Below are 16,255 nucleotides of genomic sequence, written 5' to 3' on the forward strand. Positions count from 1 at the left end.
CTATTTGAGTTGGAAGATGGCTTCGATCTCCACGGCTACCTGCCCGGGGAGCATCATCCCCACGGCACTGCGGGCTCCCACGCCCTTGTCCGGGCCAAAAACCTCGGCCATAAGTTCACTGAACCCGTTAATCACCAGGGGGTGGTCCATAAAATCCGGGGTACAGTTCACCATTCCCAGGGTTTTAACCAGGCATTCAATCCGGTCCAGGTCGCCAAAGTGGGCATCCAGGGTGGCCAGCATGGTCAGGCCCACCTGCCGGGCAGCGGCCTTGGCAGCGGCCAGGTCCAGGTCTGCCCCGGCCCGGCCGGTGCGGTAGGTGCCGTCTTGCAACATGGGCCCCTGGCCGGATACGTAAAGCATCCCGCCGGAAACAATCACGGGTTTATAAAGGCCCGCGGGGGGTGGTGCCGGGGGCAATTCCGGGCGAAGGGCCCGGAGGACGTCTGATGGTTTGTGTGCCATTTTATAGGAAGGTGTTGAGGATCAGGACCCCGATCAGCCCCATAACGCCCACGGTGGTTTCCATGACCGTCCAGCTGCGCAGGGTGTCCCTTACCGAAAGGTTGAAATATTCTTTAAACAGCCAGAAGCCGCTGTCGTTCACGTGGGAAAGCATCAGGCTCCCGGAGCCGATGGCCAGCACCATGAGCTCTGGACTGACCGACTGGTCCGAGACCAGGGGCAGCACAATCCCAGCGGCCGTCAGGCCGGCTACGGTGGCCGAACCCACGCAGACCCGGATTACCGTGGCAATACCCCAGGCCAGGATCAGGGGGGAGATGCTGGAACCCTTTAGCAGTTCTGCGATGTATTCGCTTACCCCGCTATCTACCAGCACCTGTTTCAGGGCCCCGGCCCCGGCAATGATCAGGGTGACCATGGTAATACCCTTTACCCCTTCGGAAACGGTATCCATAACTTCCTTCATACTGCGGCCCCGGGCCAGCCCCAGGGTGTAGATGGCCACCAGCACGGCAATGAGCATGGCTATGACCGGGTTGCCGGCAAAGGCGAGGATTTTATAGGCTATCCCATCTTCCGGCAGCACATACCCGCTCAGGGTGGCGATGGCAATCAGCACCACCGGCAACAGGGCCGTAAAGATGCTGATGCCGGTTCCAGGCATCTCCTCGTCCTTTAGGATGGTGGGGTTGATGAATTCTTTCATGGGCGTGGCCTGGATTTTCCCCAGGGTCCGGGCAAAAAGGGGCCCGGCCACGATGATGGCCGGGATGGCCACCAGGATCCCGTAGACCAGGGTTTTGCCAAAATCGGCCTGGAACATCCCGGCAATAGCCGTAGGTGCCGGGTGAGGGGGAAGGTAGCCATGGGTTACCGAGAGGGAGGCCAGCATGGGGACACCCACATAGAGCAGGGGAAGCCCTGTGGCGGCTGCTACGGTAAACACCAGGGGGACCAGAATCACAAAGCCCACAGAGTAAAACATGGGGATGCCCACGATAAAGCCGGTGAGCACCACCGCCCATTGGATGTATTTCTTGCCAAACTTATCCACCAGTTTGGAGGTGATGCGCTGGGCTGCGCCGCTGTCTGCCACCAGTTTGCCCAACATCGCCCCAAGGCCCAGGATCAGGATCAGGAAGCCCAGGGTGCTGCCGATGCCGTTTTGCACGGACGACACCAGATCTTCCAGGGGCATGCCTTCGGCAAAGCCTACCAGGAGGGAAACGATAATAAAGGCGATAAAGGCGTTCAGCTTAAAACGGGCCACCAGCAGGAAGAGGAGCAGGATTCCCCCGATCACGATCAATAAGGGCATGGGATAGAGCTTGGTTCGTTGGTTTGTTGCTCCTAAAGATAGCATTTTCCCTGCCACCCCAGAGATGGGATCAGGGTTCCTGCCCGGGAGTACCTTTCTCCCGTGCCCCTCCCCGGGGTTTTTGGGGTTTCAGGCCAAAGAAGGGGTGTAGCGGGCGGATGGGCAGGATTACATACTGATACAACAGCCAGCTGCCCCCAAAGGTACCCCCCAACAGGATCAGGCACTTGGGCCAGAACCCCCAGCCGGTGCCCAGCAGGAAATAGGCCAGGATCAGGGTCAGGGTTTGGTGCAGGATGTAAAAAGGGTATACCGCCCGGTTGCTGTAGCGCAGGGCCGAACTGGGCCGGTTCAGGTAAGCAGCGGCATAGCCAAACAGGACAAAGATCCAGGTCCAGAGGTTAAAGACCTTCACCCCGGCCTCCGTGAAATGCCGCAGGGTGGTATCCGGGATTTGCCAGAGCAGGGCCAGGGCAGCATAGCTGAGGACGCCCAACAGCAGGTTTCGGCGCCGGTGGCGTTTGGCGTGTTCCCAGAAGTCCGTACCCGCGGCCACCAGGAGAAAGCCATAAAAGAAAAGCGTGCCAAAGTTCGCCAGGGCAAACCAGTCGCCGATCAGGGCATGGGTAACATTGAAGAAGGGTTCCAGGAACGCTTCCCACAGGTAGAGGGGTAATAAAAAGGTTAGCCAGCCCCAGGGCTGCTGTAACCGTTTGCGGACCCATTGCACCAGGGCCCCGGGGTGGTCCTTGATCTGCCGGAAGGGGACTGCCAGGAGAAGGGAAAATACGAGCAGGTAAGGCAGGAACCAGAGGTGGTGCCAGCTGATATTGCCCTCCGGGTAAATACCCGAAAAGGCCGGCCCGGTCAGGTAGGCCCAGTAAGAACCGGTAAACTGCCCCCGGGCCAGACGCTCCAGGTAGACCTGGGGAGGAACGATAACCAGCATCCCGAAGAGCAGGGGTATCAATAGCCGACGCAGCCGTTCCCGCGTATATTGCCCCGGGCTGCGGAAGGCATAGGCGTAATAGGTGCCCATGCCTGAAATCACAAAAAGGATGGGCAGGCGCCATTGGTTCACAAAACTCATAGGCCATCGAAGTTCCGGGTAGAGGACCTCGTTTTTCAGATGCCATCCCCAGGGCACAAAGAACATCCCCACGTGGTAGAAGATTAGCAGGGCAAATACGCCAACGCGCAGCCAGTCCAGATCGTAACGCCTTGTTTTCATCGGTTTGGTTTTTAGGCAAAGCTCAGGGCTTTTTGGGGACTGGCCTCATAAAAGAGGGCGTGAAATGTCCGGATGTGCAATTCAGGACGCCTCGCCGGAACGCAGGAATTGGGAAGGGGAAGCCCCTGTGTGCTTTTTGAAGGCCGTATAGAATGCAGACTTGGAACGAAACCCCACACTCTGCCCCACCGCCTCAATGGTGAGGTGCCTGTAATCTTCCGATTCCAGACGGGAAACAGCCAGTCGCACCCGGTACCCATTCAGAAAGTCATTGAAATTCCCGCCGGTTTCCTGGTTGATCAGGCGCGAAAGGGTATTGGGGTGTGTGCCCAGGCCCTGTGCCAGCGATTTCAGGGTGGCTTCGGGGGCGGTATAGAATGCCTCTGCTTCCATGAAGTCCTGTACCCGCCCCAGGCTAAGGCTGCCCGTATTACCGCCGGAGGTTTCGTATTTGTCCAGCAGCCAGGTCCGCTGGAAAAAACGGGATTCCGACAGGAAGGCCAGGAGGGTGGCCAGAATTACACTGAACATAAATAGCGACAGGTAATGGTCGCCTCCGTCGTCTTCGTAGTTCAGATATACCCCCAGTAACATGGCCAGGGTAAGCCCTATAAAAACCAGGATAAAGCGCCCGAACCCGTATTTGGAGATGCGCACATCGGCAGCCGGGCTGCCAAAATCCTTCCGGTGTCGCAGCCAGAGGCGCAGCGCCCAAAGGCCGTAGATAAGGAAACCGAACAACAACAGCCAACGCTGGGCGTCTTTTATCGTGTGGTAGGTATATGTAGTGCCTTCCGGCACCGGCGCAAAGGAGATGAAGTCAAAATAGGCAGCCTTGTAGGCATTGAATTTTATGGCCAGGGGCGAGGTATAATAACCGATTTGGGAAAGGGCGTACAACAGGCCCGGGGCCAGGTGGAGCCCCACAACCCACAAAGGGAGGGGCTGTCTCAGGATTAAAAACCGGATGCTCAGGAACAACAGGGGCGCGTACAACAGGGTAAGGGGTTCGGTAGAATCGTTCCAGGCCAGGGTGTATTTCATCCAGCCCGTATAGCAAAGGAAGGTGTCGAAGGTGGTCACTGCCATGCAAAGGGAAAGCAGGGCCAGGTAGTGCAGCCCGCGGTTGTCGCGGGGGGCGCGGAACCAGATGGTCAGGGCCAGGACCACCCCCAGCAACACCCCGGTAAATGTCAGGTAGGACACCGCATTGTGCCGGATGGGGATTTGGTCGATAAGTGCCTGGAGGGATTCCATGCCGGGGCTAGGTTTTGGCGTAATCCGAGAGTTTTTCCGGGCCTTCCAGCAGGAGGCGCACCACCTGCAGGACCCCCTCTTCCGTGGTGGAGATCTGCCATTTGATCAGGCTGATCCGGCCGTTTTCGATCTCCAGGCCCGTTATACTGCGCGGATGCACACAACTCCCGTCGTTAAAGAAGGGGATTTCCCCCGGTTCCGGGAAGCGCGGGCGGTGGGTGTGCCCGGCAATGGTGATGCGCATCCCGTTTTCCAGGATCCATTTCTTGATGCGCCGCTCAATGCGGATCAGCTCCTTGTAGTTCCGGGCCGGGGAGGTGGGATCTGCAATACCCACCACCTGCAGGGGCTTCCATAAGACCCGTACCAAAAAACGGCTCCAGCGCCAGAAGGTGTAGTTCCACCAATCTGCCTGGTGGCCGTGGCAGAGGAAGAGTTCCTGTCCGGACTCCTGGTGCTGCAAACGGATGCCTTCCTCATAGCGGAGCCCCTGAAACAAGGGTTTCCGCTTACCTTCAATAGGCTCAAAATAGGTGCCCAGGTGCTTTTCCACATAGGCTGGGTCTTTGTAGACCATGTCGTGGTTGCCCCAAAGCATAAACAGCCGGCCTTCCTCATGGAATTGGCGCAGCAGCATATAGACATTCTTATGGGCTTCAAAAATGGCTTTGAACTGCACGTTTTCCCAGAGTTCGTCCCCGTCTCCCAGTTCAAAGTACTGGAATCCCTCACGGTAATAGTGTTTTAAGGCGTGGAAATAGATGTTCCGGTTGTTTGCAAAGTCGTCTGCAAAGCTGTTGTCGCCCCGGTGGCAGTCGCTTAGCAGCACCATGCGGGAAGTGTCGTCAAAAGGGATTACCCGGGCCTGGTGGTAGGCCCGGTCCAGACGGCGTCGGAAACTCATGCCATTCGTTTTGATAAATATCCAAAAAATGTGCGGATTGGCGCCCTTTTACACCCCTCCGCGTGCAATTTTGTAATTTTACAGGCTTCCCGCAGACTAAGGGGAACAGATCCGAGCCGGCCTATGGAAAAAGTACTACCACTGCAATACCTGATCAGTTTCGACAAATACCTGCGGACATACGACCAACTCGCAGCCGGGGGACCCGGTTTTCAGCGGGAAAAAGCGCGATATATCCTGGATGCCCAGGCGCCCTATCCCGAGTTGCGCCAGGGGTTTACCGAGGTAGAGAAGCTTCATCAGTACGGGGAAGTACTGCAGGTCATCCTGCAGGATGCCTTTTCTTCTGTGCTCGGGGAAAACGAGATTAAGGCCCTTACCCTCCCGTACCACAACATCCTGTTTAACCCTTCGGCCAGGCTGGAGCGCATCCTGCAAGAGGCCGGGGAAGGCTTTAGCCCGGACCTGAGGCACCGGGAAGAAGGCGTGGACTACATGATGGCTTGCACCGTGATCCTTAATTTTTATTACGGGTATCAACTGGATTTCAGCCGGCCGTATTTTTATGAGATCCCGGATGCCCAGGGGGTATTGCGGCATTACCGCGTGATGTACAATGCGGACTTCCTCGAAATCCTGCCCACCGATACGGTACCCGAAATTACCCAACAAGATGTGGACGAGCTGCTGCAGCGCCCCAACGACCTGGAGCTCTGGAAATCCAAGATCCCGCCCCGCAGCTTCATCGTTAAAGGTTTTGCCATTGCCAATATGTTCGACGTTACCAACGACCAGAGTATATCGACCATCAAATCCAAGCTCATTTCCAGCGACAAACGGGGCAGCGACCAGTTTATGCACGATCTGCAGGACACCTTCCGCTCCTTCTTCCGGCAGAAGGACCTGCGCGTGGGCTTTATTACGTACAATGCCAAACTGGACCGCTTTGAACGGGTCCATGGCAAGGGCATTGAAAGTTTTATCCTGAAAGGGCTGGAAGCGGAGGATTGTTCGCATGCGCTCTGCGATGGCTCCTACGAAAAACTCATCGCGGAGCACCAGTATTTCGTGATCCCGGATATGGGCCGGTTCCAGTGCCAGTCCAAAGGCCATCCTTTCTATACCGGGCTATATGAGCAGGGGGTGCGCAGTGCCGTTTTTGCCCCCATTGCCGAAGGGCAGGAAATGCTGGGGGTGCTGGAAATCGTCTCCGGGGAAGCCAATGCCCTGAACGGGGTGAATGCCAACAAGCTGGACGACGTGATGCCCTATATTGTTTCGGCCGTACAGCGCTCCAAGATCGAGGAGGAGAACCTCATCGATGCCATTATACAGCACGAGTGCACTACCGTACACGATTCGGTCCTCTGGAAATTTCAGGAAGAGGCCAAACGCTTTATCATCGACCAGCTGGAGGGGCGGGAACCCGGGTTTCGCGAAATCAGTTTTGACCAGGTGTACCCCCTGTACGGGCAAACCGATATCAAGGACTCTTCCCGGGCACGGAACGAGGCTATACAGCGGGACCTGATGATCCAGCTTACGCGGGTACGCCAGGTGGTAAGCCAGGCCCTGGAGCATGAGCCCATACCCGTCTATGAGGAACTGGTCTTTCGTCTGGACCGTTACCTGAAAGAGGTAGGGGAGGTATTGCATACCAATACGGAGCAGATGGTGTACAACTTTATTCACGAAGAGGTGAACCCGGTGCTGGAACATGTTCAGGGTCTTAACCCGGACCTGGAAAAGGCTGTAACGGAATACAGAGCGGGCCTGGATGCCCAGACCGAATCCTATTACGACCACCGCCGCAACTACGACCAGAGCATCCTGCGGATCAACAAAACGATGGCCTCCTTGCTGGACCAGCGCCAGCAGGATGCCCAGGCCATGTTCCCGCATTATTTTGAACGCTACAAGACGGACGGGGTAGAACACAATATGTATATCGGGGATTCTATTTCCGCCGACCGGCAGTTTGACCCTTTGTACCTGAACAACCTGAGGCTGTGGCAGCTGCAGGTGGTGTGTGAGATGGAAAATGCGTACTACAACCTCAAACCGGATTTACCCGTGCCCCTGGATGTGACCTCCATGATCCTGGTGTACCACACCCAGTTGTCTATCCGCTTCCGGATGGATGAAAAACGCTTTGACGTGGACGGTACGTACAACGCCCGCTACGAGGTGATTAAAAAGCGCATCGACAAGTCATACATCAAGGGGACCCGCGAGCGGCTGACCCAACCGGGAAAACTGGCCATTGTGTACTCCCGCAAGGCCGACGAGCTGGAGTACCTGCGTTACATCGCCTTTTTGCGGACTAAGGGGTACTTTACGCGTCAGGTGGAAATCGTGGAGCTGGAAGGCCTGCAAGGGGTCACCGGTTTAAAAGCCATTCGGGCGGAAATTGCTTACCACCGGCCCGGGGCCCAGGGGGAAGCCGAAAAGGAATTCTACAACTACGACGACCTGATGAAGGCCCTGGAGGCCTGATCAGGGCGTGAGTTCCAGCAAGCGGTCCGGGCCGTAGTATTTCAGGGCCAGGAAAAAAGCGAGCACAGACAGGATCATCCCGATCAGGAATAGGGTATAGGTCCACCGCAACAACTTGTACTTGCGGTTCAGCACCAACCCCAGGAAATACAGGTCCTTGGTGAGGGTGTCGTACAGGTATTGCTTGTCTTTGATAAGTTCCTGCATGGCCCATTCGTACTCCTCCAGTTTCATTTTGTGGAAATTCCCGAAGAACAGAAGGTTTACCTTGCGCTGGGCCACATCTTCCTTGGTGAATTCCCCGCTGGTGATGTTGGGCCGGGTGGCCAGGATGGACAGGGTCATGGACCCGATGCTGAAGGCGATAAAAATCAGCGTAGGGACAATCAGGTAATCGTTGGACGGGTTGTCCAGTTTAGGGATGAGGTTGGCAATCACCAGGGAGATGATGATGGCGTTTACCGATAGCAGGATGTTCGCCTTGGTGTCCGCAATATCGCTTAATTTCAAATGGTTCCGCATCGAAACGCGGTACATGGTCTGTATGCCCCGCTCCGGGCTTTCGGCCTTAAGCTGGGCTTTGAGCGCTTCTTTCTTGGCGATTTTTTTGCGTTTTTTTCCCTCTTTCAACAGGTGGGCCACATTTTTGTCTTTGCCCGGTTGCCAGTGTTCCTGGGCGTAAGCGGTGTAGTAGTGGTGCTCGGTGCGGAACATCTGGATATTGGCTTCCCGCCAGGTTTCCGGAGTGTAGGTAGCTACCCCCAGTTGCTCTAATTCCTCCCGCAGCAATTCGGATATTTCCGGGTAGTCTTCCTGCCCCAGGTGGGCCGCATCGGCATCCCGGATAATTTCTTCCGCAAGGTCCCGCGGCTGGTGGTAGCGCTGGGTGGCCATAATCAGGTCGCAGACCCGATCGATACGCTCCGGGCTAAGCTTCTGGCCGGAGAGGAAATCCCGGGCGATGTCGCAACTGGATGCCTCGTGCTTCTCACACCCCCGGGTATACCCGGTATCGTGCAGCCAGGCGGCCAGCAGCAGGGCCTCTGCATCCCCGGGCCCGGGGTCGTGATGCGCTAGCAATTCTTTCGTACCTTGCACTACCCGCTGGGTATGCCTGAGGTTGTGGTATAGAAATCGCGGGTCCAGTTGCTCCGAAAGCACTTGGCTGGCAAAGGTTTCGGTGGCTTCCAGCAGTTTACTCATGCGTCTTAGGAATTGGACTTACAAAGTACGAAAAATATAGCCGTTTCGCCCCTGGCCGGGTGGCTGGCGGTATGGGTTTTCGCCCTGTTACTGCTGCTGCAATCTGCCTGTGCCACCTATGCCCCCAAGATAGCCGACACTCCTTATGAAATACCCCTGGATTCGGCCAGTGTGGCGCATACCTTCTATCTGATCGGAGATGCCGGATATTCGCCCGTAGGCGGGATGAACCCTGTCCTGCAGCGATTCCGCGACCGCCTGAGCACCGCCCCGGTAAACAGCACGGCCCTCTTCCTGGGGGACAACATCTACCCTAAAGGCCTGCCCGAACCCGGGGAGAAGGACTACCCCGAGGCCGAAAGCCACCTGAAGGCCCAGCTGAAGACCCTGGAGCACTTTCCCGGGAGGCCCCTGTTCATCCCGGGTAACCACGACTGGTATAACGGCGGGCTGGAGGGCCTGAAACGGCAGGAACGCTATGTGGAAAAATACCTGGACCAGAAAGACGTGTTCCTCCCGGAGGACGGTTGTCCGCTGGAGGTGGAACAGCTGGGGGATTCCCTGGTGCTGATTCTCCTGGATACGGAATGGTACCTCACCAATTGGGACCGCAAGCCGGCCATTAACGACGATTGCCCCATCAAAAGCCGGGAGGCCTTCTGGAACGAATTGGGGAGTGAGATCAAAGAGCACGCGGGCAAGACCATTGTATTGGCCGCCCACCACCCCAGTATGACCTACGGGGAGCACGGGGGGCAGTTTACCCTCAGACAGCAGATATACCCGGCAGGGGAAGGCCTGCCCCTGCCCGTGCTGGGCACCCTGGCAAACCTTTTTCGAAAAACAGCAGGGGTCTCCCAGGAAGACCTGTTCCACAAACGGTACCGGCAATTGCGTACCCGTTTGCTCACCCTGGCGCAGTTTGGGGAGCGGGTGATCCTGGCTTCGGGCCACGAGCACACGTTACAGTATATCGTGGAGAACGGGATTCCCCAGATTGTGAGTGGGGCCGGAGCCAAGAAAGGAGCAACCCGTTTACTGGGAGGCAGCCGGTTCTCCACGGGCCACAGGGGTTATGCGGTACTGGAGGTACTGGAAAACGGGGCTTCGCGTGTGCGTTTCTACGGGGTGGACGATATGGGGGTGGAATCCCTGCTCTATGCCACTGCGGTACACCCCGCCCCCGATACTTCCCCGGCTTTTGGGGAAACCCGGGACTTTCCGCCCGCCACACGTGCTTCAGTCTACACCCGGCAGGAGGTAGACAAAAGCGGCTGGCATAAATTCCTCTGGGGGGAGCGGTACCGGGAGGCCTACGGGACAGAGGTGACTGTGCCCACGGTGCTGCTGGATACCCTGTACGGCGGGGTGGTGCCCGTGCGAAAAGGCGGTGGCCAGCAATCCAAATCCCTGCGCCTGCGGCACGCCAGCGGGCGGGAATACGTGATGCGGGCCATGCGGAAACAGGCCGAACAAAACCTGCAGGCCATGGCCTTCCAGGACCAGTATGTGATGGGTACCCTGAACGAAACCGCCCTGGTTTCCCTGCTGGAGGACCTGTACACCGGGGCCCATCCCTTTGCCCCGTATGCCCTGACCCCCCTGCTGGATACCCTGGGGCTGTACCATACCAACCCCCGCCTGGTCTACATCCCCAAGCAACCGGCCCTGGGGTCGTATAATGCGGATTTCGGGGACGAGTTGTATATGCTCGAGGAACACCCTTCGAAAGGGCACGAGCATCTGGCCAGTTTTGGGTATGCCCCGGATATTGAGAGCACCTCCGACCTGTTGGAAAACCTCAGAAAAGACGAAAAGTACCGGGTCGATACCGGGTTGTTTATCCGGGCCCGCCTCTTCGATATGCTGATCGGCGACTGGGATCGCCACCAGGACCAGTGGCGGTGGGCCGAATTTGAGCAGGGAGATACCGTGGTTTACCGACCCATCCCCAGGGACAGGGACCAGGTCTTCTCCATCATGGGGGATGGCCTGGTGGGTGGTTTTCTGACCCGTACCGTCCCGGCCGTTAAAAAAATGGAGGGCTTTGGCCCCAGGGTCCGGAACATCCGGACCTTTAATACCAACCCCTTCCCCCTGGATATGGCCCTGCTGAACCAGACCACCCTGGAGGAGTGGCTTCGCGAGGCCCGCTGGATCCGCAGCCGGATAGACGCAGGGGTGGTGGAGGCGGCCTTCAGCGGGTTTCCCCAGCAAGTGCGCGGCCCGGTTACCGATGGCCTGGCCAAAACGCTACTGGCCCGCCTGGAAACCCTGGAAACCATGGCTACAGATTATTACAAGGCCTTGCAGCGTTATGTGGTGGTACAGGGGACGGACAAGGACGATTGGTTTGAACTCAAAGGGGTGGGGGACAACCAGGTTTCCATAACCGGATACCGCAACATTGGAGGGGAAAAGCGCAAGCGTTTCTTCCACAAGGTTTTTGACCCGCAACAGACCCGGGAGGTCTGGGTATACGGCCTGGACGACAAGGATCGGTTTGAAGTGGACCTGCCCCGGGGAAACCGCATCCGTATCCGGATCATCGGGGGGCTGGGCAAGGATCGCTATGAGGTGAAGGGCGGAAAAAAGGTCAGCATTTACGATTACGCCTCCAAGACCTCCGAAGTACCTTTAAAACAGGGTGGTCGCCTTCGCTTTACCGATAATTACGAAGTAAATACCTTCCAGCCGCTAAAGCTCGGCTCCTATAGCAACCAGCTACTGCCCACCCCTGGCTATAACCCGGACGACGGCTTCCGGATGGGGCTATCGTACACCCACACCCGCTACGGTTTCCGCCGCAACCCCTATACCTCCCAATACCAGTGGAACGGGGCCTATTATTTTGCCACCAGCGGGTTCGACCTTAATTTCTCCGCCGAGTTTGCCGGGGTTTCAGGACCCTGGAACATGTTGCTGCGCACCCGCTATACCAGCCCGAATTACAGCCGGAATTTCTTTGGGATCGGCAATGAAACCCCGAATCCCGAAGATGCCCTGGGGATGGATTACAACCGGGTTCGCCTGCGCACCCTGGAATTTGCCCCGGCCCTGGTCTGGCGCGGCCCCCTGGGCGGAAACCTGCGCCTGGGCCTGGATTACCAGTACGTGACCGTGGAAGAAACGCAAGGGCGTTTTGTCAACACCTTTTATCAGGCTAACGGGTCGGAAAGCACCACCGAATACCTGGGGGCCCATGCCGCTTACCGTTATGAAAATACGGACAACCCGGCTTTCCCCACCCTGGGGATGTCCGTGGGGCTGGATGCCGGGTACCGGCAGCGCAGGACCGATCCGGGCCAGCACTTCGGCTATGTGGCCCCCACCCTTTCCCTGGACCACCGACTGATTCCGTCCGGTAACCTGGTATTGGCCACGCGTTGGAAAGCCCATTGGAATCTGGGCAACGGGTATGCCTTTTTCCAGGCTGCGCAAATCGGGGCCAGCGACGGGCCAAGAAGCTACCGTAACCAACGTTTTTCCGGAAAATCGGCCTATTATCAGGTCACGGACCTGAGGTACCAGTTCGGGCGGGTGCGCACCGGGGTGGTGCCTCTGTCCCTGGGGCTTTTTGCCGGATATGATTATGGAAGGGTCTGGTCCCCGGGCCTGCCGTCTTCCCGCTGGCACACCTCCTATGGGGGCGGGGTGTTCCTGAACGGCCTGGACCTGGCCACCGCCCGCCTGGACTGCTTTACGGGGGCCGAAGGGGTTCGGGTTTCCTTTGGGCTGGGCTTTACTTTCTAGTCCGGGGCAGGGGGTACCGATAGAGGTTGCCCCCATGCCCGCCATTTTTCTCATCGGCCAGGTAGAGTAGGGTATCCGAGGCAAAACAGATGCTTTCCAATTGGGCCCGCGTACCCAGGTCTATTTGCCGGATGGGGCCATTGAAACCGGTTTCCCCGAAACCTTCCAAAACCCATAGCGTACCGTAGCCCAGCATTACCAGGCAGGATCCGTCCGGGGAAAGGGCCGCATCGGTTACCTGGCATGCCCCGCGTTGGCTGCAGGTCTGCAGGGTGGCCACCCGTTGGGCCAGATAGGTGCCTGGCTGGTCCGGCAGGCGGTATACATGGGTAGTGCCCGGAAAGGGTTCTGCCCGGTTCTTGGTAAACAGGTAGAGGTAACCGTTGGAATGTACCATGGCCTCCGCATCAAAATTCCGCTGGTCCTTCGATGGGGGGAAGGCCTGTTGGTCCGGGTAGGCAAACCGGATGGTTTGTGAAGGGATCTTGTCCCCTTTTTCCATGCGCGGATCCGGTAAGAGGTAAATCTTCAGGTCTTTGCGGGTATTCGCATTGTTGCCGATATCCCCTACATACAGCCGCCCTTCCGGCCCGTGGGTAAGGGCCTCCCAGTCCCGGTTTTTTGCGTCCTTTACCTCAAATTCCCGCAGCAGGCGGCCCAGGGTATCCACCTCCCGGATTACGTCCGGGTTGCCGCTGTCTTCCACCACCCAGAAGGAGCCAGGGCTCAGGGTAACCATCCCGGAACATTCATTCACGCCCCGAGGCAGGTTGGCAACCTTATGCAATTGTCCGTACTGGGAACAGCTGCAAAACACAAGTAAGAGGAAGGCAAACAGGCTTTTCTGCATCATGGGTAACATGGGGTGGCTGGAGGCTTAAAAATACGGCTTTTATACCGTCCTGTGCCAGGTGGGGAGCCGCCTGGCCGGAATTCCCCCGCAGTTTGGGAATAATCCAATATATTTAGGATCGAAACAAACCAAAACCATCCAAAATGATCGGAATCTTATCCTTTGTAGGATTTACGCTACTGGTTGCTGTCATCTCCTACCTGGCCACCCGGAAAACCAATGAGTCCACTTCGGACGGCTATTTTCTGGGGGGCAGGAGCCTCACCGCCGGGGTCATTGCCGGCTCCCTGCTGCTGACCAACCTCTCTACCGAACAAATTGTGGGCCTGAACGGCAGTGCCTACCGGGACGGTCTTTCCGTTATGGCCTGGGAAACCCTGGCCGCCATCACCATGGTGCTGACGGCGGTGTTCCTGTTGCCCCGCTACCTGAAGGGCGGCCTGACTACCGTACCTCAGTTCCTGGCCAAGCGTTTTGACGTGACCACCAAAACCATTACCTCTGCTCTTTTCCTGACCGGTTATGTGGTGGTGTTGCTTCCGGTAATCCTGTATTCGGGTTCCGTGGCCATAAGCGGCATGTTCGATATACCTACCCTGCTGGGAGTTTCCGAAAGCTCCGCCATTGTAATCTGCATTTGGGGCATCGGGATTGTGGGGTCCATCTATGCGGTTTTCGGCGGGCTGAAAGCCGTAGCTGTATCCGATAGTGTAAACGCCGTGGGGCTGCTTATAGGCGGGTTGCTGATCCCCGTTTTCGGGCTTATGGCCATTGGGGACGGCAGCGTCTTTTCCGGCCTGGATACGCTCATGGCCGCCAATCCGGAGCGCTTCGATTCCACGGGGGAATCCTGGCAGGAAGTTCCCTTTATGACCATTTTTACCGGGATGATGCTGGTACAGCTCTTTTACTGGGGTACCAACCAGCAGATCATACAGCGCGCCCTCGGCGCCAAGAACCTGGCCGAAGGGCAAAAGGGCCTGCTGCTTGCCGCCTTCGTAAAGATCCTCGGGCCCATTATCCTGGTGTTGCCAGGCATGATTGCCTACCATTATTTTGAGGGCGGCCTGGCCTCCAGCAACATGGCCTACCCGGAGCTGGTGCGGGCGGTATTGCCCACCACCCTGGTCGGGTTTTTTGCAGCTGTGCTTTTCGGGGCTATTCTGAGTTCCTTCAACAGCGTGCTCAACTCTTCGGTTACCCTCTTCGGAATCGACATCTACAAGCAGCATATCAATAAGGAAGCTTCTGAAGCTACCACAGTAAAATACGGCAAGGTATTCGGGGTGATCCTGGCCCTGGCCGCTATGCTCGTGGCCCCTATCATCGAAAAAGCCGGGAGTATTTTTGCCTACCTACAGGAGGTTAACGGGATTTACAACATCCCCATCCTCACCATCATCGTGGTGGGGTACCTCACCAAACGGGTACCGGCCATTGCGGCCAAAATTGCCATCTTCCTGGGTTCCGGGTTGTATATCGTCAGCCAGTTCTTTATTGGCCCCAACCGGGTGGAAGCGGCCCTGGAGGCCGCCCGCAACGCGGGGATTACCGACGAAGTCATGCTGCGGCAGGTAGAGGCCGACGCCTATCCGCACTACCTCCATATCATGGCCATCCTCTTCCTGCTCAATGTGGGCATCATGCTGCTGATCGGGAAATTCCGGCCCAAGGCAGACCCTTATGTGCTGGAATACACCCAACAGGTGGACATTACGCCCTACAAACATGTGAAACGGGTAGGGATTGCCATCGTTTTAATCGTGGTACTGATCTACATCCTCTTCGCCAAATAAAAAAAGCCCCGGAAACGGGGCTTCTTTTTTTTAGGGAATCTGGTTATTCCGATTCCACAATCGGGAGGTAGATTTCTGCCTTCCAACGGAGGGCATCCCCGCCCAGGGTAGGGTTGTTGAAGAAGACTTCCACCGGGGTGGGGTCTACCGGGATGTTGTGCTCCCGGGCGTAATCCAGCAGGGCATACCAGGCCCGGTCAGAGGTAATGTAATTCCCATTGTATTCGGCCTTCAGGGCCCGCTCCGGGAAAATCCGTTTGTACTGAACATCCGGGTGCTGGGGCAGGCGGTCCGACCGCACTATGGGGAAACAAAAATTAAAATCCAGACTGTCCTTCTGCTGGTCCCATTGGTTTACCACAATCATAGGCGGGCCGTTCAGGGTAACCTGGTTCTGCATCAGCAGTTCCGTCAGCAGCATGTAGTTGTCCATCATCCCTCCGGCTTTGCCATGCTGGGAGGTTTTCAGGTTTACATAGGCATAAAAGGTGCTGGGCAGTTCTGCTTCCCCAACGATGCTGACGTTAAACAAGTCCAGGTGGGCATTGAGCTCTTCGGCAAAGGTGCGCACCATGCGCCGGCTCTGGCGTTCCACCAGGGAATTTCCAAAAAGGACATCCCATTTGTTGCCCAGGCTGTGGTCCCGGTCCCTGACCTTGACGATCACCTGGGAGGTTTCGGCGTCAATGGGATTGATTTCCCATTGGTAGGAATGCACGGAATCCCCCACCATGACCTCTTCCTGCAGATGACGCAGGTCTTCCTGGGAAATGGCGGAACCCGGAACGCCGTTTTCCTTGTGCCAGATCTTAACAGACTGATTAATGGTTCCAGGAATGGTATCTGCGGTAAAGCGTACCATGTAGTCGTAGGGGTAGATGAAAAAGTAGCCGACGGCTGCCATGAGGGCTATCGCCAGCACGATCCATACGGTTTTTTTCAACATAGTTAGAATCGATTTAGGATGATACTCAGATAA

The 16,255-nt window shown here is 57.0% G+C and carries 11 protein-coding genes; 3 read left to right on the plus strand and 8 right to left on the minus strand.

All coding sequences use genetic code 11. The annotated features are described in order from the left end of the window. The 5 genes from OZ410_RS05685 to OZ410_RS05705 form a co-directional block, all read right to left on the minus strand. Entirely contained in the window at window positions 1-465 is a 465-nt protein-coding gene (locus OZ410_RS05685) for a RidA family protein (RefSeq protein ID WP_277706953.1), read from the minus strand. Window position 466: 1 nt separating this feature from the next. Next, the gene (locus OZ410_RS05690) at window positions 467-1,783 is read right to left on the minus strand and encodes a gluconate:H+ symporter (protein ID WP_277706954.1); all 1,317 of its coding nucleotides are present in this window, start codon (window positions 1,781-1,783) and stop codon (window positions 467-469) included. 70 nt (window positions 1,784-1,853) lie between these two features. Then, on the minus strand, window positions 1,854-3,014 hold the full coding sequence (locus tag OZ410_RS05695) for an acyltransferase family protein (protein ID WP_277706955.1): 1,161 nt from the start codon (window positions 3,012-3,014) through the stop codon (window positions 1,854-1,856). 81 nt (window positions 3,015-3,095) lie between these two features. Next, window positions 3,096-4,271, minus strand: a complete 1,176-nt coding sequence (locus tag OZ410_RS05700) for a helix-turn-helix domain-containing protein (protein WP_277706956.1) — start codon at window positions 4,269-4,271, stop codon at window positions 3,096-3,098. A gap of 7 nt (window positions 4,272-4,278) precedes the next feature. Further along, entirely contained in the window at window positions 4,279-5,175 is an 897-nt protein-coding gene (locus OZ410_RS05705) for a metallophosphoesterase (RefSeq protein ID WP_277706957.1), read from the minus strand. A 123-nt stretch (window positions 5,176-5,298) separates the two neighbouring features. Here OZ410_RS05705 and OZ410_RS05710 point away from each other — a divergent pair, with 123 nt between their 5' ends. Further along, the gene (locus OZ410_RS05710; protein ID WP_277706958.1) at window positions 5,299-7,671 is read left to right on the plus strand and encodes a GAF domain-containing protein; all 2,373 of its coding nucleotides are present in this window, start codon (window positions 5,299-5,301) and stop codon (window positions 7,669-7,671) included. Here the strand turns inward: OZ410_RS05710 and OZ410_RS05715 are convergent, their stop codons facing one another. Then, window positions 7,672-8,874, minus strand: a complete 1,203-nt coding sequence (locus OZ410_RS05715) for a Pycsar system effector family protein (protein ID WP_277706959.1) — start codon at window positions 8,872-8,874, stop codon at window positions 7,672-7,674. Window positions 8,875-8,886: 12 nt separating this feature from the next. Here OZ410_RS05715 and OZ410_RS05720 point away from each other — a divergent pair, with 12 nt between their 5' ends. Next, on the plus strand, window positions 8,887-12,627 hold the full coding sequence (locus OZ410_RS05720; RefSeq protein WP_277706960.1) for a metallophosphoesterase: 3,741 nt from the start codon (window positions 8,887-8,889) through the stop codon (window positions 12,625-12,627). Here OZ410_RS05720 and OZ410_RS05725 read toward each other — a convergent pair. Then, the gene (locus OZ410_RS05725) at window positions 12,617-13,480 is read right to left on the minus strand and encodes a hypothetical protein (protein ID WP_277706961.1); all 864 of its coding nucleotides are present in this window, start codon (window positions 13,478-13,480) and stop codon (window positions 12,617-12,619) included. The genes OZ410_RS05720 and OZ410_RS05725 overlap by 11 nt on opposite strands. Window positions 13,481-13,623: 143 nt before the next feature. On the opposite strand from OZ410_RS05725, the gene OZ410_RS05730 reads away from it, so the two are divergent. Further along, window positions 13,624-15,276 (plus strand): solute:sodium symporter family transporter, encoded by a 1,653-nt coding sequence (locus OZ410_RS05730; RefSeq protein ID WP_277706962.1) that lies wholly within the window; start codon window positions 13,624-13,626, stop codon window positions 15,274-15,276. A 43-nt stretch (window positions 15,277-15,319) separates the two neighbouring features. On the opposite strand, the gene OZ410_RS05735 is transcribed toward OZ410_RS05730, so the two are convergent. Then, entirely contained in the window at window positions 15,320-16,222 is a 903-nt protein-coding gene (locus OZ410_RS05735) for a GyrI-like domain-containing protein (RefSeq protein ID WP_277706963.1), read from the minus strand. Window positions 16,223-16,255 lie beyond the last annotated feature (33 nt).

This window comes from Robiginitalea aestuariiviva (assembly GCF_029537735.1).
In the GTDB taxonomy this organism is placed as follows: domain Bacteria; phylum Bacteroidota; class Bacteroidia; order Flavobacteriales; family Flavobacteriaceae; genus Robiginitalea; species Robiginitalea aestuariiviva.